Raw genomic sequence first — 23,705 nt, forward strand, 5'->3', positions numbered from 1 at the left:
CGGTGTCTGGTGACGCCGGCAGATGTGTGGGAGTGCGAGTGGGCGCGGAGAGTGCGAAGTCGGCCGACGCCGACCCTCCTGCGTCCGCCGTCCCTCCGGTCGACGGCCCCGCCACCGACATCCCCGGCCCCACGGTCGCCCGGTTGGCCACCTACCTGCACGTACTGCGCTCGTTCAGCCGTCGGGGCATCCTGCTGGCGTCGAGCGGCGAGCTCGCGACGGCAGCCGGGGTCAACCCGGCCATCCTGCGCAAGGACCTCTCCTACGTCGGCGCCAACGGCGTGCGCGGCGTCGGATACGACGTGGGCAAGCTGACCGCCCGGATCTCGATGACGCTGCACACCGACAGCATCCACACCGTCGCGCTCGCGGGCGCCGGCTCGCTCGGCCGTGCGCTGCTGTCGCACGCCGGCTTCGGACGCGGCTTCCGGGTCGCCGCGATGTTCGACGCCGATCCGGCCCTGACCGGCGCGGTTCTCGAGCCGGGCGGCCCGCGGGTCGCCCCGCTGACCGACATCGCCGCCGTCTGCGCACAGGTGGTCCCGGCCGTCGAGATCGCGGTGATCGCCACCGCCGACGACGACGCCCGACGCGTCTTCGATGCCTTCGTGGCCGCGGGTGTCCGGCAGGTGCTCAACGTCACGCCCGTGTCGCTTCCGGCGGAGTCGGATGTTGTCGTCAGACAAGTTGATCTAGCCTTGGAACTACAGGTGTTGGCTTTCCAGGCCTCTCGCGGGCCGCGCGACGACGTCAAGGAGCCGCGCGAGGCGAAGCCGACGCGGGGGCACCGGGGAAGTGCCGGACACCAGGGAAATGTGATGGGTGAAGAAACGGTGACAGCGTGAGTGTTCTGTTGTTCGGGGTATCGCACCGCAGTGCTCCCGTCGAGGTGCTCGAGCGGTTGGCGGTCTCCGACCACGACCGCCCCAAACTGATCGACGAACTGCTCTCCTCGCGGGCGATCTCCGAAGCCATGCTCGTCTCCACGTGCAACCGCGTGGAGATCTACGCCGTCGTCGACGCCTTCCACCCGGCGCTCGAGGCGGTCGGCTCGGTCCTCGGCGACCACTCCGGCATGACCGTCAACGAGATGACCCGCCACGCCTACGTCCGTTACTCCGAGGCCGCCGTCGAGCATCTCTTCACCGTCGCGGCGGGCCTCGACTCGCTCGTCGTCGGCGAGCAGCAGATCCTCGGCCAGATCCGCAACGCCTACCTCAGCGCCGACGCCAACGACTCCGCCGGACGAGTGCTGCACGAACTGGCGCAGCAGGCGCTGCGGGTCGGCAAGCGCGTGCACACCGAGACCGGCATCGACCGCGCGGGTGCGTCCGTGGTCTCCGTCGCGCTGCACCGTGCGAAGTCGCTGCTCACCGATCCCGCGACGGGCGCGCATCGCCTGCGCCGCGCGGTGGTCGTCGGTGCCGGCGCCATGGGCGGTCTGGCGACCGCGCAGCTGGCCCGTGAGGGCGTGACCGAGATGGTCGTCGTCAACCGGACCGTCGACAAGGCCGACCACCTCGCGGGCAACATCGCCGCCAACCACGGCATCAGCGTCCGCGGCGTCGGGCTCGACGACCTGCCGGAGGCGATGGCCACGGCCGACGTCGTCGTCACGTGTACGGGCGCGATCGGCGCGGTCGTCGGCGTCGGGTCGGTGCACTCGGCGCTCGCGGCCCGTACCGGGGACGCAGCACCGCTCGTCATCTGCGACCTCGGGCTCCCGCGCAACGTCGACCCCGCCGCGGCCCGCCTGCCCGGCGTGCACATCGTCGACATCGAGGGACTGCGCGGCGACTCCGAGACCCAAGCCGCCGAGAATGACACCCTCGCCGCCCGGTCGATTGTCGCCGCCGAGCTCGCCGACTACCTCACGCACCAGCGTCAGGCCGAGGTCACCCCGACCGTCGCGGCCCTGCGCCAGCGCGCGGCCGACGTCGTCGAGGCCGAGATCCTGCGCCTCGAGACCCGCCTGCCCGACCTCGAGGGCGCACAGCGCGACGAGGTCGCCAAGACCGTCCGCCGCGTCGTCGACAAGCTGCTGCACGCACCGACCGTGCGCGTCAAGCAGCTCGCCTCGACCCCCAACGGGGATCACTACGCCGAGGCGCTGCGTGAGCTGTTCGAACTCAAACCCGGTGCAGCCGAAGCGGTTTCGGCTCCCGACCATCTCGGTGGCCTGCCTTCGGGCGACGCGGCCGGCGATCTGGGTGACCGATGAGCGAACCCTCCACCGCGCCGATCCGGATCGGTACGCGGGGCTCGCTGCTGGCCCGGACCCAGTCGCAGACCATCGCCGACGCCCTGACCGCCGCCGGACATCCCGCCGAACTGGTCATCATCAAGACCGCCGGTGACGCCTCGGCGGCCCCCGTCACCGAGATCGGCGTCGGGGTGTTCACCACGGCGATCCGCGTCGCGCTGCGGAACAACGAGGTCGACGTCGCGGTGCACTCGTACAAGGACCTCCCGACCGCCCCCGAGAACGACCTCACGATCGCGGCCATCCCGCCGCGCGTCGATCCCCGGGATGCGCTGGTCGCACGCGACGGAATGGTGCTCGGCGAACTGCCGCCCGGCTCGGTGATCGGTACCTCGGCCCCGCGGCGGGCCGCGCAGCTTAGAGCACTGGGTCTCGGTTTGGAAATCCGCCCCCTACGAGGCAACCTAGACTCTCGGTTGGGCAAAGTCGCCAGCGGCGAACTCGACGCAGTCGTGGTCGCCCGCGCCGGACTCGTGCGGATCGGACGGACCGACGTGGTCTCCGAGGCGCTCGAACCGGTGGTCATGCTGCCGGCGCCGGCGCAGGGTGCACTCGCTGTGGAGTGCCGCTCAGACGATGCCGAACTGGTGAGAATTCTCGCCGAGTTGGACGACCAGTCCACCCGCGCGGCCATCGAGGCCGAACGGGCGGTACTCGCGGCTCTCGAAGCCGGATGTACCGCACCGGTCGGTGCGATCGCCGAGGTGGTCGAGTCGATCGACGAGGACGGGCGCATCTTCGCCGAACTGTCGTTGCGTGCGGCGGTGGCGGCCGAGGACGGGTCGGACGTGATCCGCGCTTCGGTGGTGGGTCCGGTCGATCGTGCCGTTCAGCTGGGCAAGGACCTCGCCGCCGAACTGCTGGAGCTGGGAGCGGGCGACCTCGTCAACTCTCCCTAGCAGAGAACGAACTGCAGCCCTCGCCGAGAGGGCAGGAGAGTGCGAACCCATGAGCCGTACGAAGAAGGCAAATCCCGGACGGATCCTGTTCGTGGGGTCGGGTCCAGGGGACCCAGACCTGCTCACCGTGCGGGCACGCACCGTGATCACCAACGCGACCACCGCCTACATCGATCCCGATGTACCCGCGCCGGTGGTGTCGCTGATCGGCAGTGCGCATCGCGACGAACCCGCCGCCGATACTCGCCGATCCACCAAGAAGGCCGAGAAGCCCGCTGACGACGCCGCGTCGACGCCCGCCGCACCGGCCGACGATTCGCAGGCCGCCGGTGACGAGGCCGGCGCGACCGATGCCGGGCAGACCGACGAGGAGTCGGTGGTCCGGCCGGCGCTCGGCGATCCGGCCGAGGTCGCCAAGACCCTCGTGGCCGCGGCCCGCAACGGCGACGACGTCGTGCGCGTGGTCGCTGGCGATCCGCTGACCACCGATTCGGTCCTCGCCGAGGTCAACGCCGTCGCCCGTACGACCGTCACCTTCGAGGTGCTGCCGGGCCTGCCCGCCGCATCCGTGGTCCCGAGCTACGCCGGCATGCCGCTCGGTTCCACCCACACCGAGGCCGACGTGCGCGGCGAGGTCGACTGGGCCGCGCTGGCCGCCGCCCCCGGCCCGCTGGTGCTGCACGCGACATCGGGCCACCTGGCCGAGACCGCCAGCGCGCTCACCGAGCACGGCATGGCCCCCCAGACCCCGGCCGCCATCACCATCAACGGCACCACCTGCGCGCAGCGCACCATCGAGGCCACGCTCGCGACGCTCAACGAGCAGGGCAATGCGCTCACCGGTCCGCTGATCGTCACGGTCGGCAAGGTCGTGGGTGCGCGCGGCAAGCTGTCGTGGTGGGAGTCGCGCGCCCTGTACGGCTGGACCGTCCTGGTGCCGCGGACGAAGGACCAGGCCGGCGACATGAGCGAACGCCTCGTCAGCCACGGTGCGATGCCCAAGGAGGTGCCGACCATCGCGGTCGAGCCGCCGCGGAGCCCCGCGCAGATGGAACGCGCCGTCAAGGGTCTTGTCGACGGGCGGTACCAGTGGGTGGTGTTCACCTCCACCAACGCGGTGCGCGCGGTGTGGGAGAAGTTCGCCGAGTTCGGGCTGGACGCCCGGGCGTTCTCCGGCGTCAAGATCGCCTGCGTCGGTGAGGCCACCGCCGAGAAGGTGCGCTCCTTCGGCATCAACCCCGAACTCGTGCCGTCGGGTGAGCAGAGCTCGCTCGGTCTCCTCGAGGACTTCCCGCCCTACGACGACGTCTTCGACCCGGTGAACCGAGTTCTGTTGCCGCGCGCCGACATCGCGACCGAGACACTGTCCGAGGGACTGCGCGACCGCGGCTGGGAGATCGACGACGTCACCGCGTACCGCACCGTGCGCGCCGCGCCGCCGCCCGCCGAGACCCGCGAGATGATCAAGACCGGTGGTTTCGACGCGGTCTGCTTCACCTCCAGCTCGACCGTGCGCAATCTCGTGGGCATCGCCGGAAAGCCGCACGCGCGCACCATCGTCGCGTGCATCGGACCCAAGACCGCCGAGACCGCAACGGAATTCGGGCTCCGGGTGGATGTGCAGCCGGAGAACGCATCGGTGCTCGAACTCGTCGACGCGCTCGCCGAGCACGCCGCCCGACTTCGGGCCGAGGGCGCACTTCCGCCCCCGCGCAAGAAGTCTCGACGCTCGCGTTCCTGAGCTGCTCCTGCTCCCTGAGGTGCGAGGAGCGATAGCCGCCGGGCCGAGCAAGCGACGAAGGAGCGCGTCGAGGTCGACGAGCCTCGAAGGGCCCGTGAGACGAAGGAGACCCATGCCACCCGTGATCCGGCCCCGACGACTGCGGACCACCCCGGCCATGCGCCGGCTGGTCGCCGAGACCTCGTTGGAGCCGCGACATCTGGTGCTGCCGATGTTCGTCGCCGACGGCATCGACGACCCGGTACCGATCTCGTCGATGCCGGGCGTCGTGCAGCACACGATGGATTCGCTGCGGACCGCCGCGGCCGAGGCCGTCGACGCCGGTGTCGGCGGGCTCATGCTGTTCGGGGTGCCGCGCGCCGAGGACAAGGACGCCACCGGGTCGGGTGCGGATGCCGACGACGGAATCCTCAACCAGGCTCTGCGTACCCTCGGCGACGATCTCGGGGACGCCACGGTCCTGATGGCCGATACCTGCCTCGACGAGTTCACCGATCACGGGCACTGTGGCGTCGTCGACGGTCGGGGTCGCGTCGACAACGACGAGACCCTCGCACGCTACGTGTCGATGTCCCTGGCCCAGGCGCGGGCGGGTGCGCATCTCCTCGGGCCGAGCGGGATGATGGACGGCCAGGTCGCCACGATCCGGGCCGCCCTCGACGCGGCGGGCTTCACCGACACCGGGATCCTGGCCTACGCCGCGAAGTACGCCTCGGCGTTCTATGGCCCGTTCCGCGAGGCGGTCGGCTCGTCGTTGCAGGGCGACCGGCGCACGTACCAGCAGGACGCGGCCAACCGGGTCGAGGCGCTGCGCGAGGTCCGGCTCGACCTCGAGGAGGGCGCCGACATCGTGATGGTGAAGCCGGCGATGAGTTACCTCGACATCGTGCGCGACGTCGCCGACATGAGTGACGTGCCGGTCGCGGCCTACCAGATCAGCGGTGAGTACTCGATGATCTCCGCCGCCGCCGAACGCGGGTGGATCGATCGCGACGCGGCGATCCTGGAATCGCTGACCGCCATCCGACGGGCCGGTGCGTCGATCGTCCTGACCTACTGGGCGGCCGAGGTGGCGCAGCGCCTGTCCTGACCTGAGCGTGTAGGGCTCGTCGTGCTGCCCGTTCACTAGGCTGGTCCCATGTCCGCACCGTACGACCCCGCGTCCGACCCCGGCGCGCCGTCGCGACCGAAGATCCCCGACTCCGTCTCCATCGCCGTCGAGCTGTGGGTGGTGGTGATCGTCGGGCAGATCGTGGCGATGTTCGCGCAGACCGGCACCTTCGTCGACATGATCCGCGATCAGGTGAGTTCTGCTCCGCAGGAAGGGGTCCCGCCCGAGCAGATCGACTTCATGACCTCGTCGGGGTTCGTGGTCGGTGTGCTGGTCGTGACGTCGCTGTTCCTCACCGCGATCACGGCACTGGTCGTCTGGTTCACCCGTAAGGGCTACAACTGGGCGCGGATCGTGCTGTCGGCGATGGGTGTCTACGTCGTGGTCAGCCTGCTCTTCTCGCTGTTCGGTGGCGACACGTCGCCGGCGTGGGCGATGGTCCCGCAGGTGATCAGCGGCGTCGCGGCGCTCGGTGCGACCGTGCTCCTCATGCGCGGAGACTCGGAAAAGTACTGCCGAGAGATGGCCGCGGCGCGGAAGCCGCAGCCGGTCCACCCGCCGTCACCCCCGTACCCATACGGCCAGAGCCCGTACGGCCGGAACCCGTATGGCCAGAACCCGTATGGCCAGAACCCGTACGGCCAGAACCCGTACGGCCAGAACAGGCCGTATGGTGACAGCGATCATCGCGGCGCGCCCGGCCCGTACTCCGACGACGCCCGATCCGAGCCCGTTCACCTCGACAAGCCGCATCCGGAGAACCGGGGCATCGACACCCAGAACGAAGGACCGAAGAACCAGTGACAAGTCCTGATCCGGCGCTGCGTCCGAAACTCGTCGTCTGGGCCTACCGGTGCTGGCTGACCTCCGGCGCACTGCTGATCGCGCTCGGTGCACTGGTCATCGTCGTGTCGGCGGCCAGCGACACCGGGACCGTCACGTCCGGGGTGCTCGGCGCCATGGTCGCCGTCGTGGGTGTCGGGTACATCCTGCTGGGCAGCAAGGCCTATACCGGCGATGCGCGGTGGCGGTCGTCGCTGGCGGCGCTGACCCTGGTCGTCGTGGCCATGCTGCTGTTCCTGAGCCTGGGGATGAACTTCTTCGCGTTCCCGTTGCTCGCGGGACTCGTCGGTCTGTTCGGGTCCCTGCTGGCCTACCGTCCGCCCGCCGAGACCTGGTACACCGGCAAGGAGCCGGAACCCAAGACGCCGCGGTCGCGCAAGTAGGGCACATGACCGACGACGATCCGGAAGGTCACGACTCCGACCCCGTCGAGCCGGCGGGTGAGGTGCTGTTCGCCGAGTCCGGCGGCAGCTGGTGGGTGGTGCTGATCGGTCCGGTCCTGGTGGGCGCGGTCCTCGCGATGGAGATCGCCGGGCCCGGTCAGGTGCACTGGCCGGTGCTGGCGATCTTCTTCGTGCTGCTGCTGGGGTTCTCGCTCGTGCAGGTGTCGGCAGCCCGTCGGCATGTCAGCGTCGAGCTCACCGAGACCACGCTCCGCCAGGGTGCCGTCACGACGCCGCTGGCCGACATCGCGAAGATCTTCCCGCCCAATCACAGCCACACCCCCGAGGACTGGGAGAGTGCGTCCGCGTTGGGCGAGCTGCACGGTGTGCCGCGCCGCCGCAAGGGGATCGGCGTGCAGCTGACCTCCGGGCGGATCGCGCAGGCATGGGCCCGCGATGTCGAGCGGTTGCGCAGCGAGCTCACGCAGGCGCACGAGGCCGTCCGGCTGGGGCTGCCGCCTCGGGGGACGTCGACGACCGAACCGTCCCCGGAGGATCAGGACACGACGGAGTGACGCCCCGCCCGGCTGTCGCGGTAGGCGCGGCGTCGTAGATCCCCGAGCCACGACGGGGCGAACTCGACGCCCTCGGGCCGGTGCAGGATGGGGTCGAAATCCACGTCGAGTTCGGTGAGGACGTGGTCGACTTCGATCCGGACGACCGGCACGAATCGTCCGGCGCCGGCCTCCAGGACGATGACGATCGGTTGGTTGCGGCGGAGACGGGCGGCCAGGTCCTCGATCGACAGGCCCGACGAGTCCGCCGGTTCGAGGATGCGCGCCCGAATCCAGTACAGGTCACCGTCGTACCGGTACGGCGTCAGGCTCGACACCGCGGTGGCCCAGTGCGTCGTCGGCAGCGGGACGGGTAGTCGGCCGTCGAGCGGGGCCGGGCCAGCGAGCAGGAGATCCCACGCGCCGGTGGCGTTGGTCGACGGCGACACCCCGCCGCCGCCGACGGTGCCGGGGTCGGTCGACGGGAAGCGGATGGCCAGGCCGACGATGTCCGGTAGGCCGCCGGGTGTGCCGATGCCCTTGGAGACCCGCACCGACACCGGGCCGCTGTGAAAGGGCAGTGGGTGGTCGGCCGACAGCGCGGCCGTGCCACCACACAGCAGACCGTCGGGGTGGAACACCCGGGCGTGTCTGAGGGCGGCCAGCCAGCGGAACGGGGTCGTGATGAGGTCGGGTAGTGCGCTCATGAGAACTCCGGTTGTCGGGTGGGCGCACGCGTGCCCGGAGGCGTCCCCGACATCGGGTCCCCCGCCGGGCAGCGTGCACTGCACATGCTGTCGGTCTAGCCGGACGGGTCCGGGTCGACGACGTCCTTGATCTTGCCCATGACACCCTTCTCGGTGCCGAACTGCGGCTTCTGCGGGGTGCCCATCGCGCCGTCGTAGGTCGCGTAGAGCTTCGGGTCCGGCGGCGGACCCGACTGCCGGTCGCCCAGGGGCTGCGGATCGGCCAGGAACTTGAACTCGTGCGCGCCGTCGGGGGTGGGGCCGCTGGCCCAGCCGCCCTTGTTGGAGTCCTCCCCGTCGGACAGGTGCCACAGGGTGCTCGCGTGCTCGCTGAACTCCTCGTCGAAGAGGTCGTCGGGGGCGATCGTGCCCTCCAGGCCGTCCTCCTTGAGCTCCTCGATCCCCTTCAGCCAGAGGTTCTGGTGGAAGGTGTCGCGGGCGAGGTTGAACCGCAGCATGGCCTTCACGCCCGGATCGTCGGTCATGTGCCACAGGCGGGCCGTCTGGACGCGCCCCTGCGCCTCGGCGGTCACGTTGGCGTGGAAATCGGCGAGCAGATTGCCGCTGTGCGTGATGTATCCGCTGTTCCAGGGCACACCGTTGCTGTCGGCGAGACGGGGGCCGCCGCCGGAGAAGATGGCCTGGGTGGGGTCGGTGCCGCCGAGGACGGCGGCGACCACCGGGTCACCGAGGGCGTTCTCGGTCGAGTTGGTGACCGGCGCGCCTTCGAGCAGACGTGCGACCATGGTGGCGATCATCTCCACGTGACCGATCTCCTCGGTCGCGATGTCCATGATCATGTCCTTGTACTTGCCCTTCATGCGGCAGTTCCAGCCCTGCATGAGGTACTGCATCGTCACCGTCATCTCGCCATAGGCGCCGCCGAGCAACTCCTGGAGCTTGCGGGCGTAGATGGGGTCGGGCTTCTCGGGTTTGACGTCGAACTGCATGTAGTCGGTGTGGCGGAACATGATTCCCCTTCCGAATAGGCATGTGGCACGCTGTGGCAGCGCGAGTGGGACAAGTCGGGGCACAGGCAGTGGACGCGAGCCCGCGCGATCTCGTCGGTGCGTCGCAGCGTGGTCTCCACAGCGGCGTCGGCGGCAGTATGCCCGTGGTGCGCATGTCCAAACACCGGCGCCGAAACGAAACGCGGCCACCGCCTGTTCGACGGTGGCCGCGAAGGTCTCGAGAGCGGGGTTCAGCCGTTCTGGAGCATGGGTGCGCGCAGCAACTCTTCCGGGACGCCGAAGGCGTCGACGAGCGACCGGGCATGCGGCCGCAATTCCTGGCAGAGCTCGTTCACGCCGCGGCGGATCGCCTTGGCGCGCTCCACCGAGATGTGCCGGTGCATCATGAACCAGGACAGGTCGTCCTCCAGTGCCGAGTAGACGAAGAGGTCGCACACCTTGCCCAGAAGCTCGGCCGCCGAACGTGAATCGCAATTCTCGATCGCCTCGACGAAGGCCTCGAGCACCACGCGTTCGATGTGCGCGTGCCCGACCTTCAGCAGGTGGTCCTGCGCGTTGTTGAACACCTCGAAAGCGTCGTTGTCGTCGTCGAGCGCGCGGCGTAGACGTTGCGCGCACGTCCGGACGAGGTGGTCCTCGCGGTTGCGGAACAACCTGATCTGGGTGCTGCGGTCGGTGAGCGCCGACTTCTCGGTGTCCTCGTCGGAACCGTCGAGCAGGGTCTGCACGACCTGCCGGACCGCGGTCTTCTCGGCCACCACGTCGCGGGCCATCCCCGCGATGAAGCGCACCCAGCCGCCCGCCGAAAGGCCCTGGACGTCTTCGGAGTACGCCGACAGCAGCTCCTTGGCGATGAGCTGCGTCATGATCGTGTTGTCGCCCTCGAAGGTGGTGAAGACGTCGATGTCACCCCGCATGATCGACAGCTGGTTCTCGTCGAGATAGCCTGCGCCGCCGCAGGCCTCACGGCTGACGTTGATCGCGTGGGAGGCGTGCCACGTGGCGTAGGCCTTGAGGCCGGCGGCCTGCCCCTCGAGCTGGCGCTGGCGTCCGGCGTCGGAGTCGTCGGGTGCGACCGACTGGACCTCGTGCAGTTCGTCGACGATCTCGTTCTGCGCGAATCCGATCGCGTACGACTTCGCGATAATCGGCAACAGCTTCCGCTGGTGACCGAGGTAGTCCATCACGGTGATCTCGTCGGTGCCCTCGGGCGCCTCGAACTGCTTGCGGATCAATCCGTAGCGGGTCGAGAGTGCCAGCGCCTTGCGGCCGGCGGCACCCGCGGTCGCCGCCACGCTGACGCGGCCGCGGATGAGGGTGCCCAGCATGGTGAAGAAGCGGCGGTTGGTGTTCTCGATCGGCGAGCTGTAGCTGCCGTCTTCGGCGACGTCGGCGTAGCGGTTGAGCAGGTTCTCCGCGGGGATGCGGACGTTGTCGAACATGATCCGGCCGTTGTCGACGCCGGCGAGTCCGCCCTTGTACCCGCAGTCGCTGGTGGTGACGCCGGGCAGGTCGGAGCCGTCCTCGTCGCGGATCGGCACCACGAAACAGTGGACGCCACGACCTTCGGGCTCCTCGTCGGGCCCGCCGGTGACGAGCTGGGCGAACACCGCGGCGTACCGGGCGTGCGCGGCGGCACCGCCGATGTAGTCCTTGCGGGACGACGGGGTGGGGGAGTTGATCACGAACTCGCGGGCCTCACGGTCGTAGGTCGCCGTGGTCTCGATGGCCTGCACGTTCGAACCGTGCCCGGTCTCGGTCATCGCGAAGCACCCGAGGACGCTCAGGTCGATGATGCCGGGCACGTACTTCTCGTGATGCCGTGCGGTACCGAGGTTTTCGACGGCGCCGCCGAAGAGACCCCATTGCACGCCCGCCTTGACCATGAGGGACAGGTCCGCGTAGCCGAGCATCTCGATGGCGGTGATCGACGCGCCGATGTCGCCGCTGCCGCCGTGGTCCTCGGCGAAACCGGCGGCCGCGAAACCCTGCGAGGCGAGCTCGCGCATCACCTCGAGGGTGTGGGCGCGCGCCTCGTCGAGCGTCCGGGACGGGTCGGGCAGGAGGTCGGCGCGGTTCGAGTTCTCCCGCACCGTCTCCCTCGTCGCGCGCCAGCGACCGTCGAGGACGAACCGCAGATTGTCGACGAGCAGGGCACGCTCGTCCGCGGACAGTTCGTCGTCGGCGGAGACGTCGGTCGGGGCGACCGGGTCGTCGACGGTCGGTTCGGTCGCGATGGGTGTCGGACTCGTCGTCGACGGGGTCTTCTCCGTCGAGCTCTTCTCAGCCGGGGTCTTCTCGGTGGGAGCGGTGGGGGTTGCCATGGCTCCACCGTACGTAGTGACCACGCGTCGGACCCAGCTTTTGTGGCGGTCGCTACTGACGAGTAATGCGCACCGATCCGCTGCACGGGTCCGCGCCGAACTCCCGGTTCGGGACGGTCCGAGGGTCTCGTCGCCTCGATGTGGTGATACTTGTCCCATGTCAGTCGCGGACACCGATCCGGCCGCCTTCCGCACGCGCGTCGTCGCCGAGTCCATCCGTCTGTTCAGCGAGCACGGCTACGAGTCGACGACCGTCGAGCAGCTCGCGGCCGCCGCCGGGATGTCCCGTCGCACGTTCTTCCGGCAGTTCGGGTCGAAGGAGGACGTGATCTTCGCCGACCACGAGTCGCTGCTCGCGCAGGTCGGCGACCGGCTCGCGGCCTCCGACGAGGATCCGTGGCTGGCGGTATGTGCGGCGGCCGAGCTGGTCTTCGCCCACTTCGTCCGGGATCGCGAACTCGCGGTGCGGCGCGCACAGGTGGTGCAGGAGGTGCCCGCGCTGCGGGATCGGGAGCTGGTGACGACGTACCGCTACCAGGGTGCGTTCGAGGAGTTCCTGCGCGCACGGTTGCCCGGCGAGTCGCCGGTGCGGGTGGTTGCCTACGTCGCGGCGGTCACGGGCACCCACAACTTCCTGCTGCGGCAGATGATCCGCGGCGACGCCGAAGCCACCCCCGAACGACTGCGGGACGAGCTGCACCGAGTGGCGATGGCACTCGGTGCCGGGGGCGCCGGCGGCGCATCGGTCCCGGGCGGCGGGTCGCGCGGACAGGTCACCGTGGTTGCCTATCCGGCCGGGATGTCTCGCTCGGAAGTCGCACGTCGGGTGGCCGAAGAGCTGGGGGAGGACTGACCCGGCGGAGGGCTGCGGGACATCGGCGCCGGTTTCGGGGACAATCGGCGGGGACGGGGATTGCATCGATTGACATGGCACTCAGTGCCGTGCTGAACTGGTTGTCAACATCTGCCGGCACCCCGTGTGCCGGGAACGAACAGGCACTCGCTGTGCCGTGAGGAGTTGTCATGGGCTACGGAAATCCCGACTTCAACGTCTTCGAGCTCCCGGAAGAGCACATCGCGCTGCGCGAGGCGATCCGTGCGCTCTCGGAGAAGGAGATCGAGCCGCACGCCGCCGACGTCGACGAGAACTCGCGGTTCCCGCAAGAGGCGCTCGACGCCCTCGTCGCATCGGGTTTCAACGCCATCCACGTGCCCGAGGAATACGGCGGCCAGGGTGGCGACTCCATCGCCGCCTGCATCGTCATCGAAGAGGTCGCCCGCGTCGACGCATCGTCGTCGCTCATTCCCGCGGTCAACAAGCTCGGCACCATGGGCCTGATCCTCAACGGCTCCGACGAACTCAAGCAGCAGGTGCTGCCCGGCATCGCCTCCGGTGAGGACATGGCGTCGTACGCCCTGAGTGAGCGCGAGGCCGGTTCGGATGCCGCGGGCATGAAGACCCGCGCCCGTAAGGACGGCAACAACTGGGTCCTCAACGGGTCCAAGTGCTGGATCACCAACGGCGGCAAGTCGAGCTGGTACACCGTGATGGCCGTGACCGACCCGGAGAAGAAGGCCAACGGCATCTCCGCGTTCATGGTCCACAAGGACGACCCCGGCTTCACCGTCGGACCGCTGGAGAAGAAGCTCGGCATCAAGGGTTCGCCGACCGCGGAGCTGTACTTCGAGGACTGCACCATCCCGCTCGACCGCATCATCGGCGACGAGGGCACCGGCTTCAAGACCGCCCTGCAGACCCTCGACCACACCCGCCCGACCATCGGCGCGCAGGCCGTCGGCATCGCGCAGGGCGCGCTCGACCAGGCCATCGCATATGTCAAGGACCGCAAGCAGTTCGGCAAGCCGATCAGCTCGTTCCAGGGCGTCGAGTTCATGATCGCCGACATGGCTATGAAGGTCGAGGCCGCTCGCCTCATGGTCTACACCTCGGCCGCTCGCGCCGAGCGCGGCGAGAAGAACCTGGGCTTCATCTCCTCGGCGTCGAAGTGTTTCGCCTCCGACGTCGCCATGGAGGTCACCACCGACGCCGTCCAGCTCTTCGGCGGCGCTGGCTACACCCGCGACTTCCCGGTCGAGCGCATGATGCGCGACGCCAAGATCACCCAGATCTACGAGGGCACCAACCAGATCCAGCGCGTCGTCATGAGCCGCGCGCTCCTGCGCTGATCGCCCCTGAAGCAACACGATCTCGCCCCGTCGGCTTCGGCCGGCGGGGCGAGCTGCGTTCTCGCGGTGCCGTTTCCGTCCCGCTGATGGGATCGAATCAGCGGGATGGAAATGGCGACGCGAGAAGGGTATTCGCGAGGTGCTAGGCGTACGCCGACCGGAACTCGATGCGCGCGCCCTGTTGCCGGGCCGCGTCGCGGAAGTTCTTCATCGCGCGTTCCATGTGGAAGCCGTTGGTGACGATGAGCGCGCCGGTTCCGCCCATCCGTTTCAGCATCGCCACCGTGTTCTGGGCGTTCTGCACCGTCGAGGTCGACGCGACCTCGTTCACCATCTGCCACGGCGGGATTCCGCGCCGGATCAGTCCGAGGTTCATGAACTGGGCCTCGGTGACGGGCAGCCAGTGGGTGTCGCCACCGGAGACGATCATGCGGTTGAACGGGTGCTTCTTGCCGAGGTTCGCCGCGACGTCGAGACGACGCTTGAGGACATCCGGAGTTTGCCCGAGAACGCCGAACTTGGCGCCGAGTACGACGATGTACCGGGTCCCCGGACTCTGCCAGAGGAAGTTGCTGTTGGGGGTCCCGAGTTCGGAGCTACCGAGGTCGACGCTGCCGAAATCGGTACTGATCGCGGCGTTCTCGACCTACGCCACCGGTTCGGACGGTGCGACGGCGACCGCCACCGAGGCGGCAGTTGCGATTGCGGCCGCGGCTGCCGCGGTCGTGAGGGTTCTACGACGCATGGTGACCGAGTGTAGGGATCAGTACGGTCGTACAGGTATCGGATCGATAACACCTGTATCACTAGTCACATACGTAACACGCTAGGTGAGCGCGATGTACTTCACCGAGAGGTACTCGTCGATGCCCTCGCTGCCGCCCTCACGCCCGATCCCGGACTGCTTGATGCCACCGAACGGTGCTGCGGCGTCGGAGATCACGCCGCGATTGACCCCGACCATGCCGGAGTCCAGGGCGCCCGCGACGCGCATGCAGCGCTCGAGGTCGCGGCTGTAGAAGTACGACGCCAGGCCGTATTCGGTCGAATTCGCGGCCTCGATCCCCGCGGCTTCGTCGTCGAAGCTGCTGATCACCGCGACGGGGCCGAAGATCTCCTCGCGCGTGACCGGCGCGTACGGATCGACGTTGTCGAGAACCGTTGCGGGATAGAAGAAACCCTGACCTTCCGGACGTTCACCGCCCAGTCGCACACGGGCACCGTCGGCCACCGCCTGCTCGACCGCGTCGGCGACCTTGTCCCGCTGGTCGGCGTTCACCAGCGGCCCCAGGGTCACCCCGTCGTCGTACCCCGGTCCCATCCGGACCTCCGACATCTTCGCCACCAGCTTCTCGGTGAATTTCTCGGCGACACCGGACTGCACCAGGAACCGATTCGCGGCGGTGCAGGCCTCGCCCCCATTGCGCATCTTGGCGGCGAAGGCGCCCTCGACCGCGGCGTCGACGTCGGCGTCGTCGAAGACCAGGAACGGGGCGTTGCCGCCGAGCTCCATCGACGTGCGCAGGACGCGGTCGGCGGCCTGGCCGAGCAGGCTGCGACCCACCGGCGTCGACCCGGTGAAGCTGATCTTGCGGATGCGATCGTCGGTGATCAACGTCGACGACACGTCGCCGCTCGACGTGGTGGGCAACACCGACAGCACGCCGGGCGGCAAACCGGCTTCGGCGAAGGCCTCGGCCAGTGCCAGCATCGTCAGCGGCGTCTCGCGGGCCGGTTTCACGAGCATCACGTTGCCCGCGGCGAGCGCGGGTCCGATCTTGCGCGTCCCCATCGCGAGCGGGAAGTTCCACGGGGTGATTGCCAGACACGGCCCGACGGGCTGGTGGGCCACCAGGATGCGCCCGTTGCCGGCCGGCGCCGGACTGAACCGACCGCCGATCCGGACGGCCTCCTCGGCGAACCACCGCAAGAACTCGAGTCCATAGGTGGTCTCCGCCCGGCTGTCGGGGAGGGCGCGGCCCAGCTCGAGGGTCATCAGCATGGCGATGTCGTCGGCGCGATCGGTGAGCAACTGGAAGGTCCGGCGGAGGATCTCGCCGCGCTCCCGTGGTGGGGTGGCCGCCCAGTCCGCCGACGCGGCGACGGCGGAATCGAGAGCGCGGCGGGCATCGGCGACCCCCGCGTCGGCGACCGAGACGAGCGACTCCTCGGTCGCGGCGTCGTAGACCTCGAAGGTCCCGCCGTCGGCTGCGGGTGTGGACCGGCCGTCGATCCAGAGTCCGGTGGGCACGCCGTCGAGCACGGCCTGCGGGTCGAGAATCTCCTTGTCGCTCATGCGCATTCACATCCTCGTGACTCGGCTGCGGGACTCCGCACGAAGCGGCGATCCCCTCGGCGAACCACGCTACCCGCGCGGGCGGGCGGCCGGCCGGTGGTTGCCGACGGGCTTCACCGCACGCAGGATGGCGGCATGACGGCACGCAGGTTCGACGATCGACGTCCACGGCGGCTCATCCGGTCCGGACTCGTGCTGCTCGCGGCGGGAGCGGTCCTCGCCGGCTGTGCCCAGTCGACGCAGAACGACGCCCAGTCGACGGAAACACCTGCCCAGTCGACGCAAACGCCTGCCCAGTCGACGGAAAACGACACCCGGTCGACGGAGTACGTGAACCTCGGCGACAGCTTCAGCGCCGGGACCGGCGTGCGGCCGCTGGAGGAGGACTCGCCGATCTACTGCCTGCGGTCGTCGAGGAACTACGCGCATGTCGTCGCGGCGGACGAGGACTTCGACCTCACCGACGTCAGCTGCGCGGGCGCCGACACCGACGACTTCGGCGAGTCGCAGCACCAGGGCGTGCCGCCCCAGCTCGACGCCCTCGACGGCGACACCGACGTGGTCACGATGATGATCGGCGGCAACGACGAGGAGACCTACGGTCGCGCGATCCGGCTCTGCGGCGAACTGGCCGACTCCGACCGCACCGGCTCGCCGTGCACGGACCGTTACGGACGGGCGCTGATCGAGCCGGTCGCCACCGACATCTATCCCGCCGTGCGGCAGGCCCTGCGCAACGTCCGGGACCGCGCGCCGAACGCGCGCGTCCTGCTCGTCGGCTATCCCTGGCTGGTCCCGCCGACGACCGGCTGCTATCCCGAGATGCGGCTCGCCGCCGGGGACGTACCGATGATCCGCGAGCTCCAGACCGCGCTCAACACGTACGGGCGGCGCGCGGCGCAGGACGAGGGCGTCGAGTTCGTCGACATGTCTCAGGTGTCCGAGGGTCACGACGCCTGTGCCGGCGCGCAGCGCTGGATCGAGCCGATGACCACCCCGGGTCCGGGTGCGGTGCACCCCAACGAGAAGGGTCAGGCGGCGATCGCCGACCAGGTACGCACCGCGCTCGCGAGCTGACCGGGTCCGGTTCGAGCCGGGTCGCACCCCCTCCGACCAGCGAGGATTTGGGTCACCCGGTGCCGTTTGGAACACTGTAGGCCGTGACCCCTTCCGCTGCTGCCACGCCCGCTCCCGGCACGGCCGCCTCCGCCGCGCTGTTCACCCGCGCGACCCAGGCCATCCCGGGCGGCGTCAACTCCCCGGTGCGCGCATTCTCCGCGGTCGGCGGGACCCCTCGCTTCATCGCCTCGGCGTCCGGATGCCGGCTGACCGACGCCGACGGCAACGACTACGTCGACCTCGTGAGCTCCTGGGGTCCGATGATCCTGGGGCACGCGCACCCGGCCGTCGTCGAGGCGGTGCGTGAGGCGGCCACCGGCGGCCTGTCGTTCGGCGCCCCGACCGAGGCCGAGATCGAACTCGCCGAGGAGATCATCGGCCGCGTCGACCCCGTCGAGCGCGTCCGGCTGGTGAACTCCGGCACCGAGGCGACGATGTCGGCGATCCGCCTGGCCCGCGGGTACACGGGCCGGTCCAAGATCATCAAGTTCGCCGGCTGCTACCACGGTCACGTCGACGCGCTGCTGGCCGCGGCCGGCTCCGGCGTCGCCACGCTCGGCCTGCCGACGAGCCCCGGCGTCACCGGTGCGTCGGCGCACGACACCCTCGTGCTGCCCTACAACGACCTCACCGCCGTCGCCGACGCCTTCGCGGAGTTCGGCGACGACATCGCGGCCGTCATCACCGAGGCCGCGGCCGGGAACATGGGCGCGGTCGCGCCGGTCGAGGGATTCAACGCCGGACTCCGCGACCTGACGCGCCGCCACGGCGCGCTGCTGATCATGGACGAGGTCATGACCGGGTTCCGGGTGAGCCCGAGTGGCTGGTACGGACTCGAGGGCGTGGCCGGTGACCTCTACACCTTCGGCAAGGTCATGAGCGGAGGTCTGCCCGCGGCGGCGTTCGGCGGCCGTGCGGACGTCATGGAACGTCTCGCGCCGACCGGGCCGGTGTACCAGGCGGGCACGCTGTCGGGGAATCCCGTCGCCGTCGCCGCCGGCCTCGCCACCCTGCGCAACGCCGACGTCGAGGTCTACCGCACGCTCGACGCGAACGCCGACCGGCTCGCGACCCTGCTGCACGAGGCACTCTCCGCGGCCGGGGTGGCCCACCGCGTGCAGAAGGCGGGCAGCCTGCTGAGTGTGTTCTTCACTACCGACCCGGAGATCCCGATCTTCGACTACGACGGCGTCGCCGCCACCGAGACCTGGCGGTTTGCGCCGTTCTTCCACGCCCTGCTCGAACGCGGCGTGTACGCGCCGCCGAGCGCCTACGAAGCCTGGTTTGTGTCCGCGGCGCTGGACGAGGATGCTTTCTCGCAGATCGCCGATGCGCTGCCCGCGGCAGCGCAGGCGGCCGCGACCGCAGCCACCCCGGGGGACAACGCCTGATGCACACGATCGTCCACATGATGCGCCACGGAGAGGTCGACAACCCCGACGGCATCCTCTACGGCCGTCTCCCCGGCTTCCGCCTCTCCGGCGACGGCCAGGCGCAGGCCCGTAAGGTCGCCGACACCCTCGCCGACCACGACGTCAAGGCCGTGTTCGCCTCGCCGCTGCAGCGCGCGCAGGAGACCGCCACCCCGATCGCCGCCGCGCACGGCATCCCGATCCTCACCAACGACGACCTCATCGAGGCCGACAACGTCTTCGAGGGTCTCAAGGTCTCCGTCGGCGACGGTGCGCTGAGCAAGCCCCGGCACTGGCCCAAACTCCGCGACCCGTTCACCCCCTCCTGGGGCGAGCCCTACATCCAGCTCGCCCACCGCATGCTCGCCGCCGCGAACAAGGCCCGCGACGCCGCCCGCGGTCACGAAGCCGTCTGCGTCAGCCACCAGCTGCCCGTGTACACCCTGCGCCGGTTCCTCGAAGGTCAGCGACTCTGGCACGACCCGCGTCGCCGGCAGTGCTCCCTGGCCTCGCTGACCAGCCTCATCTACGACGACGACGCCCTCGTCGACATCATCTACTCCGAGCCGGCCGGGTCCTCGGACCCACTGGCCACCGGTGCGTGAAGAAAGCCTGACGTAGTGCGCAAGTTCCTCCTGCCGACGATGTTGTCGGCCCTGATCCTGCTGGTCGCCGGATGCAGCACCGGCGACGACGCGGTCGCGCAGGGGAACACCTTCCAGTTCGTGTCACCGGGCGGGCAGACCGTCATCACCTACGCGCCCGACGAGCGCAAGCCGATCGCCGAACTCGCCGGCGAGGACCTCGTCACCGAGCAGCCGCTGTCGCTGTCCGACGAGCGGTTCGCGGACAAGGTCGTCGTCGTCAACGTGTGGGGTTCATGGTGCGGACCCTGCCGCGGTGAGGCCGACGACCTCGAGCGCGTCTACGAACGCAATCGCGCCGACGGAGTGGAATTCCTCGGGATCAACCTGCGCGACGACCGCGAGTCGGCCAAGGACTTCGTCATCGACCGCAAGGTCGGATTCCCGTCGATCTACGACTTCCCGGGGATGTCACTGGCCGCTCTGACCACGCCCACCTCGGTGGTGCCGACGACGATCGTCCTCGATCGTGAGCACCGGCCGGCGGCGGTGTTCCTCAAGGCGGTCTCCGACAACGAGCTCGACGAGGTCGTCAAGCGCGTCGCGGCCGAGCCGGCGGGGTCGATGTGATGGACCCGTTCACCCAGGACTCGACCACCCTGGTGCTCGCCTCCTCGATCGGCGACACGTTCGCCGACACCGTCTCCAGCGGACCGCTGCTGCTCGCCTTCGCCGCCTGCCTGCTCGCCGGGCTCGTGTCCTTCGCCTCCCCGTGCGTCGTGCCCCTCGTCCCGGGCTACCTGTCCTACCTCGCGGGTCTCGTCGGGGCCGAGGCGCCCGCGGTGAAGGTGGGGGAGAGCGCCAAGAGCGGCCGGTCGCGGGTCGCGCTGGCCGCCGGCCTGTTCGTCCTCGGCTTCACCGTCGTCTTCGTCGCCGCCACCGCCACCGTCCTCGGCGTGACCAGTACCTTCGTGTTGAATCGCGAACTGCTGCAACGCATCGGCGGGGTCGTGACCATCGCCATGGGCCTGGTGTTCATCGGCCTCATCCCGGCGTTGCAGCGCGAGGTCCGCTTCGAACCGCGGCGGGTCTCCAACATCGTCGGGGCGCCGCTGCTCGGAGCGGTCTTCGCACTCGGCTGGACGCCGTGCCTCGGGCCGACGCTGGCCGCGGTGATCGCCACCGTCAGCGGGACCGAGGGGTCGACGGCGGCCAAGGGCGTGACCCTCATCGTCGCGTACTGCCTCGGCCTGGGCCTGCCCTTCGTGATCCTGGCCTTCTCCTCGGCCTGGGCCCTGCGCAGTCTCGGCTGGCTCCGCCGGAACGCCCGCACGATCCAGGTGATCGGGGGCGTCCTGCTGATCGGGGTCGGCGTCGCCCTCCTGACCGGCTGGTGGGACCAGTTCATCGTCTGGGTCCAGGTCCGCTTCGTCACCGACACCCAACTACCGATCTGAGTGCTGTCCTGATGACCGATGTGACCGACCGCCCGCAGGTGGACACCCCCGAGCCGGCCCCGAAGCCCCACTGGGCCCGCCGCCGGGTGCTGTGGCCGCTACGCAACCTGTGGCGTTCGCTGACCTCGATGCGGACCGCGCTGATCCTGCTCTTCCTGCTCGCCCTCGCCGCGATCCCCGGTGCCCTGCTCCCGCAGCGCGAGCTCAACGAGCAGAAGACCCTGGAGTACATCGCCGCACGCGGTCAGCTCGGCGTGTGGATGGACCGCCTGCAGCTCTTCGACGTCTTCTCCAGCGCCTGGTTCACCGCGATCTACGTCCTGCTGTTCATCTCCCTCGTCGGCTGCCTGACGCCGCGCATGGTCGAGCACTTCCACAGCCTGCGCGCGAAACCCGTTGCCGCACCGCGCAACCTGTCGCGGTTGCCGCGGCACGTGACCCACACCGTCGACGGGGATCCGGAGACGGTCGCCCGACGGATCGACGGCCGGTTGCGCGGGTGGCGTCGCGAGGTCGTGGTCCGCGAGCCGAGCAAGGCGTATCCGGACGGGTGCGTCGAGGTCTCGGCGGAGAAGGGCTATCTGCGCGAGTTCGGCAACCTGGTGTTCCACTTCGCGCTGCTGGCGCTGCTGGTGTCGATCGCGCTGGGCAAGATGTACGGCTACGAGGGCACCCGCAGCCTCGTCGCCGACGGCGAACAGGGACTGTGCAACACCTCGACCGCCGTCTACGACTCGTTCCGCGCCGGCAACCTGGTCGACGGCACCGACCTGTCGCCGTTCTGCTTCCGCGTCGACGACTTCTCGGCGACCTTCCTGCCCAGCGGTCAGCCCGACATGTACGACGCCACCATCCGGTACGCCGCGGGCAGTGACGGCAGCGTGGGCAACCTCGGCGATCCCGCCGGCTGGGACACCGCGTCGGTGCGCGTCAACGAACCGCTTCGCGTCGCGGGCGACCGGGTCTACGTCCTCGGCAACGGTTTCGCGCCGACGTTCACGGTGACCTTCCCCAACGGGGAGAAGCGCACGCAGACCACCCCGTTCGTGCCGGACGAGCTCCAGACGATGCTCTCGTCGGGCGCGGCACGCTTCGACACCCCGGCGGGCCTGTACCCCGACGCCGACGACCGCCGGAAGAACCAGATCGCGCTGGAGGGCCTGTTCGCGCCCACCGCGTCGTTCCACGGCTCGCTGCTGACGTCGTCGTCGCCGACCCCCGACGACCCCTTCGTCGCGATCCGGATCTTCAAGGGCGACACCGGTCTGGACACCGGCAGACCGCAGAACGTCTACTCGCTCGACCAGGACCTCATCGAGCAGGGCCGCCTCCAGCGTCAGGCGCAGGTCAACCTCGCGGTCGGCCAGAGCCACACCCTCGCCGACGGCACGACGGTGACCTTCGACGGCTACGAGCGGTGGGTGTCGGTGCAGGTCTCGCACGACCCCGCCCAGATCTGGGTGCTGGTGAGCTCGATCGTCATGCTCGGCGGTCTGCTGGTGTCGCTGCTGATCCGCCGCCGCCGTATCTGGGCCCGCCTGGTCCCGGTGCCGGCCGCGAGCGCACGTGCCGACGGCGATGGCCAGGACACCGATGGCCCGGACACCGATGGCCCGGACACTGGGCAACGACGTACTGTAGTAGAAATCGCCGGGCTGGCGCGTACCGATCAGGCCGGTTGGGGTGAGGGCTTCGACGAGCAGGCGGCCGAGTTGGTGGCCGACGACGCCGACGGACCTGCCTCGCGGCGGACGACCCGGCGGCTCTAGCGGCCGGCGAAAGGAAGCACATGAACACCGACGCTCCGGCGATGCCGATCGACGAGACTCTCGCGCGGTACTCGGACCTGCTCTACGGCACGGCCATGACGGTCTACGTCGTCGCGGTCATCTTGTTCCTGGGCGCCCTCGCCGCGGTCCGCGGCCGACGCCTCGAGCAGAAGCAGCTGGTCAACGCCGGGGTGAACGGAACCGACACGCGGGTGCCCGGGCGGGTCGACGAGTCGTCGCGCCGGACCCTGGGCGAGAAGCTCGGCAACATGGCGCTCCCGGTCGTCGTCGTCGGCCTCGCCGCGCACATCGGTTCGATCGTGCTCCGCGGCATCGCAACCGACCGTGCGCCCTGGGGCAACATGTACGAGTTCATCTCGATGACGTGCGCCGCGGGTGTGCTCGCCGCCTTGATCATCCTGCGCAAGCGCGAGCACCGGCCGCTGCTCTCGTTCGTGCTGTTGCCCGTCATCCTGCTGATGTTCATCGCCGGCCGCTGGCTCTACACCCAGGCCGCACCCGTCGTCCCGGCACTGAAGTCCTACTGGCTGGCCGTGCACGTCTCGATCATCTCGGTGTCCTCGGGCATCCTGCTGGTGTCCGGTGTGGCGAGCATCCTCTACCTGATCAAGATGCGCTGGGCTCCGACCTCGTCCGACGACTCCGCCACAGCCGCGACCCGTCCGGGTCTGGGCGGCGCGGTCCGTCGGGTCGTCGACCATCTGCCGTCCGTCGAGCAGCTCGACCGCCTGGCCTACAAGTGCGTCGTGATCGGCTTCCCGCTGTTCGGCCTCGGGGTGATCTGCGGTGCCATCTGGGCCGAGGCGGCCTGGGGCCGGTTCTGGGGCTGGGACCCCAAGGAGACGGTGTCCTTCATCGCCTGGGTGATCTACGCGGCCTACCTGCACGCACGCGCGACGGCGGGCTGGCGCAGCAATGCCGCGGCCTGGATCAACGTCGCCGGTTTCGTGGCGATGCTGTTCAACCTGTTCATCATCAACCTGGTCGTCTCGGGACTGCACTCCTACGCCGGCCTGTGAGTACCG

The 23,705-nt window shown here is 69.5% G+C and carries 22 protein-coding genes; 17 read left to right on the forward strand and 5 right to left on the reverse strand.

Annotated features, from left to right (window positions below):
• Positions 1–38: 38 nt before the first annotated feature.
• The 8 genes from B1818_RS13395 to B1818_RS13430 all read left to right on the forward strand — a co-directional run bounded on the left by B1818_RS13395 (position 39) and on the right by B1818_RS13430 (position 7,815).
• Complete coding sequence (locus B1818_RS13395) at positions 39–845, forward strand: redox-sensing transcriptional repressor Rex (RefSeq protein ID WP_078113007.1); 807 nt, start codon at positions 39–41, stop codon at positions 843–845.
• Positions 842–2,221, forward strand: a complete 1,380-nt coding sequence (locus B1818_RS13400; protein WP_065629204.1) for a glutamyl-tRNA reductase — start codon at positions 842–844, stop codon at positions 2,219–2,221. The genes B1818_RS13395 and B1818_RS13400 overlap by 4 nt, the downstream gene beginning before the upstream one ends.
• The gene (gene hemC, locus B1818_RS13405) at positions 2,218–3,162 is read left to right on the forward strand and encodes a hydroxymethylbilane synthase (RefSeq protein ID WP_065629205.1); all 945 of its coding nucleotides are present in this window, start codon (positions 2,218–2,220) and stop codon (positions 3,160–3,162) included. Before B1818_RS13400 ends, hemC begins: the two co-directional genes overlap by 4 nt.
• A 49-nt stretch (positions 3,163–3,211) precedes the next feature.
• Positions 3,212–4,903: a bifunctional uroporphyrinogen-III C-methyltransferase/uroporphyrinogen-III synthase gene (locus B1818_RS13410; RefSeq protein WP_055475195.1), complete on the forward strand. Its 1,692-nt coding sequence runs from the start codon at positions 3,212–3,214 to the stop codon at positions 4,901–4,903.
• A 112-nt stretch (positions 4,904–5,015) separates the two neighbouring features.
• A complete protein-coding gene (gene hemB, locus B1818_RS13415; RefSeq protein WP_078113008.1) occupies positions 5,016–5,993 on the forward strand; it encodes a porphobilinogen synthase in 978 nt (325 codons plus the stop codon).
• Between the two features lie 48 nt (positions 5,994–6,041).
• Positions 6,042–6,818, forward strand: a complete 777-nt coding sequence (locus tag B1818_RS13420; RefSeq protein WP_078113009.1) for a hypothetical protein — start codon at positions 6,042–6,044, stop codon at positions 6,816–6,818.
• Positions 6,815–7,240 (forward strand): hypothetical protein, encoded by a 426-nt coding sequence (locus B1818_RS13425; RefSeq protein WP_078113010.1) that lies wholly within the window; start codon positions 6,815–6,817, stop codon positions 7,238–7,240. The genes B1818_RS13420 and B1818_RS13425 overlap by 4 nt, the downstream gene beginning before the upstream one ends.
• Before the next feature lie 5 nt (positions 7,241–7,245).
• Positions 7,246–7,815, forward strand: coding sequence for a DUF3093 domain-containing protein (locus tag B1818_RS13430; protein WP_078113011.1), 570 nt, complete (start codon positions 7,246–7,248; stop codon positions 7,813–7,815).
• Here B1818_RS13430 and B1818_RS13435 read toward each other — a convergent pair.
• The 3 genes from B1818_RS13435 to B1818_RS13445 all read right to left on the reverse strand — a co-directional run bounded on the left by B1818_RS13435 (position 7,797) and on the right by B1818_RS13445 (position 11,835).
• Positions 7,797–8,501: a hypothetical protein gene (locus B1818_RS13435; RefSeq protein WP_078113012.1), complete on the reverse strand. Its 705-nt coding sequence runs from the start codon at positions 8,499–8,501 to the stop codon at positions 7,797–7,799. The two genes, B1818_RS13430 and B1818_RS13435, sit on opposite strands and share 19 nt — an antisense overlap.
• 95 nt (positions 8,502–8,596) lie before the next feature.
• Positions 8,597–9,511: a manganese catalase family protein gene (locus B1818_RS13440; RefSeq protein ID WP_078113013.1), complete on the reverse strand. Its 915-nt coding sequence runs from the start codon at positions 9,509–9,511 to the stop codon at positions 8,597–8,599.
• Between the two features lie 230 nt (positions 9,512–9,741).
• A complete protein-coding gene (locus tag B1818_RS13445; protein WP_078113014.1) occupies positions 9,742–11,835 on the reverse strand; it encodes an acyl-CoA dehydrogenase in 2,094 nt (697 codons plus the stop codon).
• A 157-nt stretch (positions 11,836–11,992) separates the two neighbouring features.
• On the opposite strand from B1818_RS13445, the gene B1818_RS13450 reads away from it, so the two are divergent.
• Together B1818_RS13450 and B1818_RS13455 are read left to right on the forward strand one after the other, a co-directional pair.
• Positions 11,993–12,688, forward strand: a complete 696-nt coding sequence (locus B1818_RS13450) for a TetR family transcriptional regulator (RefSeq protein ID WP_078113015.1) — start codon at positions 11,993–11,995, stop codon at positions 12,686–12,688.
• A gap of 170 nt (positions 12,689–12,858) precedes the next feature.
• The gene (locus tag B1818_RS13455; RefSeq protein ID WP_078113016.1) at positions 12,859–14,022 is read left to right on the forward strand and encodes an acyl-CoA dehydrogenase; all 1,164 of its coding nucleotides are present in this window, start codon (positions 12,859–12,861) and stop codon (positions 14,020–14,022) included.
• A 142-nt stretch (positions 14,023–14,164) separates the two neighbouring features.
• Here B1818_RS13455 and B1818_RS13460 read toward each other — a convergent pair whose 3' ends face one another.
• Both B1818_RS13460 and B1818_RS13465 read right to left on the reverse strand, forming a co-directional pair.
• Positions 14,165–14,653: a YdcF family protein gene (locus tag B1818_RS13460; RefSeq protein WP_254859675.1), complete on the reverse strand. Its 489-nt coding sequence runs from the start codon at positions 14,651–14,653 to the stop codon at positions 14,165–14,167.
• A 195-nt stretch (positions 14,654–14,848) separates the two neighbouring features.
• The gene (locus B1818_RS13465) at positions 14,849–16,318 is read right to left on the reverse strand and encodes an NAD-dependent succinate-semialdehyde dehydrogenase (protein WP_078113070.1); all 1,470 of its coding nucleotides are present in this window, start codon (positions 16,316–16,318) and stop codon (positions 14,849–14,851) included.
• A 135-nt stretch (positions 16,319–16,453) separates the two neighbouring features.
• Between B1818_RS13465 and B1818_RS13470 the strand changes: the two genes are divergently transcribed.
• The 7 genes from B1818_RS13470 (at position 16,454) to ccsB (ending at position 23,699) form a co-directional block, all read left to right on the forward strand.
• Positions 16,454–17,395: an SGNH/GDSL hydrolase family protein gene (locus tag B1818_RS13470; RefSeq protein WP_078113017.1), complete on the forward strand. Its 942-nt coding sequence runs from the start codon at positions 16,454–16,456 to the stop codon at positions 17,393–17,395.
• A gap of 83 nt (positions 17,396–17,478) precedes the next feature.
• Entirely contained in the window at positions 17,479–18,828 is a 1,350-nt protein-coding gene (gene hemL, locus B1818_RS13475; RefSeq protein ID WP_078113018.1) for a glutamate-1-semialdehyde 2,1-aminomutase, read from the forward strand.
• Complete coding sequence (locus B1818_RS13480; RefSeq protein ID WP_078113019.1) at positions 18,828–19,454, forward strand: histidine phosphatase family protein; 627 nt, start codon at positions 18,828–18,830, stop codon at positions 19,452–19,454. The genes hemL and B1818_RS13480 overlap by 1 nt, the downstream gene beginning before the upstream one ends.
• Before the next feature lie 15 nt (positions 19,455–19,469).
• Positions 19,470–20,063, forward strand: coding sequence for a TlpA disulfide reductase family protein (locus B1818_RS13485; RefSeq protein WP_078113020.1), 594 nt, complete (start codon positions 19,470–19,472; stop codon positions 20,061–20,063).
• Positions 20,063–20,890 carry a cytochrome c biogenesis CcdA family protein gene (locus B1818_RS13490; protein ID WP_068971439.1) on the forward strand — a complete coding sequence of 276 codons (828 nt, stop codon included), beginning with the start codon at positions 20,063–20,065 and terminating at the stop codon, positions 20,888–20,890. The genes B1818_RS13485 and B1818_RS13490 overlap by 1 nt, the downstream gene beginning before the upstream one ends.
• Before the next feature lie 11 nt (positions 20,891–20,901).
• Positions 20,902–22,659 (forward strand): cytochrome c biogenesis protein ResB, encoded by a 1,758-nt coding sequence (locus B1818_RS13495; RefSeq protein ID WP_078113021.1) that lies wholly within the window; start codon positions 20,902–20,904, stop codon positions 22,657–22,659.
• Between the two features lie 20 nt (positions 22,660–22,679).
• Positions 22,680–23,699, forward strand: a complete 1,020-nt coding sequence (gene ccsB / locus B1818_RS13500; RefSeq protein WP_078113022.1) for a c-type cytochrome biogenesis protein CcsB — start codon at positions 22,680–22,682, stop codon at positions 23,697–23,699.
• Positions 23,700–23,705 lie beyond the last annotated feature (6 nt).

This window comes from Gordonia sp. IITR100, assembly GCF_002009645.1.
Taxonomy (GTDB): Bacteria; Actinomycetota; Actinomycetes; order Mycobacteriales; family Mycobacteriaceae; genus Gordonia; species Gordonia hongkongensis.

What these genes read in the sequence shown, in the direction of transcription:
- hemC (WP_065629205.1), top strand. Translation starts at nt 2,218, where the DNA reads ATGAGCGAACCCTCCACCGCGCCGATCCGGATCGGTACGCGGGGCTCG.
- B1818_RS13410 (WP_055475195.1), top strand. Translation starts at nt 3,212, where the DNA reads ATGAGCCGTACGAAGAAGGCAAATCCCGGACGGATCCTGTTCGTGGGG.
- hemB (WP_078113008.1), top strand. Translation starts at nt 5,016, where the DNA reads ATGCCACCCGTGATCCGGCCCCGACGACTGCGGACCACCCCGGCCATG.
- B1818_RS13420 (WP_078113009.1), top strand. Translation starts at nt 6,042, where the DNA reads ATGTCCGCACCGTACGACCCCGCGTCCGACCCCGGCGCGCCGTCGCGA.
- B1818_RS13430 (WP_078113011.1), top strand. Translation starts at nt 7,246, where the DNA reads ATGACCGACGACGATCCGGAAGGTCACGACTCCGACCCCGTCGAGCCG.
- B1818_RS13435 (WP_078113012.1), bottom strand. Translation starts at nt 8,501, where the DNA reads ATGAGCGCACTACCCGACCTCATCACGACCCCGTTCCGCTGGCTGGCC.
- B1818_RS13440 (WP_078113013.1), bottom strand. Translation starts at nt 9,511, where the DNA reads ATGTTCCGCCACACCGACTACATGCAGTTCGACGTCAAACCCGAGAAG.
- B1818_RS13445 (WP_078113014.1), bottom strand. Translation starts at nt 11,835, where the DNA reads ATGGCAACCCCCACCGCTCCCACCGAGAAGACCCCGGCTGAGAAGAGC.
- B1818_RS13450 (WP_078113015.1), top strand. Translation starts at nt 11,993, where the DNA reads ATGTCAGTCGCGGACACCGATCCGGCCGCCTTCCGCACGCGCGTCGTC.
- B1818_RS13455 (WP_078113016.1), top strand. Translation starts at nt 12,859, where the DNA reads ATGGGCTACGGAAATCCCGACTTCAACGTCTTCGAGCTCCCGGAAGAG.
- B1818_RS13465 (WP_078113070.1), bottom strand. Translation starts at nt 16,318, where the DNA reads ATGAGCGACAAGGAGATTCTCGACCCGCAGGCCGTGCTCGACGGCGTG.
- B1818_RS13470 (WP_078113017.1), top strand. Translation starts at nt 16,454, where the DNA reads ATGACGGCACGCAGGTTCGACGATCGACGTCCACGGCGGCTCATCCGG.
- B1818_RS13480 (WP_078113019.1), top strand. Translation starts at nt 18,828, where the DNA reads ATGCACACGATCGTCCACATGATGCGCCACGGAGAGGTCGACAACCCC.
- B1818_RS13490 (WP_068971439.1), top strand. Translation starts at nt 20,063, where the DNA reads ATGGACCCGTTCACCCAGGACTCGACCACCCTGGTGCTCGCCTCCTCG.
- B1818_RS13495 (WP_078113021.1), top strand. Translation starts at nt 20,902, where the DNA reads ATGACCGATGTGACCGACCGCCCGCAGGTGGACACCCCCGAGCCGGCC.
- ccsB (WP_078113022.1), top strand. Translation starts at nt 22,680, where the DNA reads ATGAACACCGACGCTCCGGCGATGCCGATCGACGAGACTCTCGCGCGG.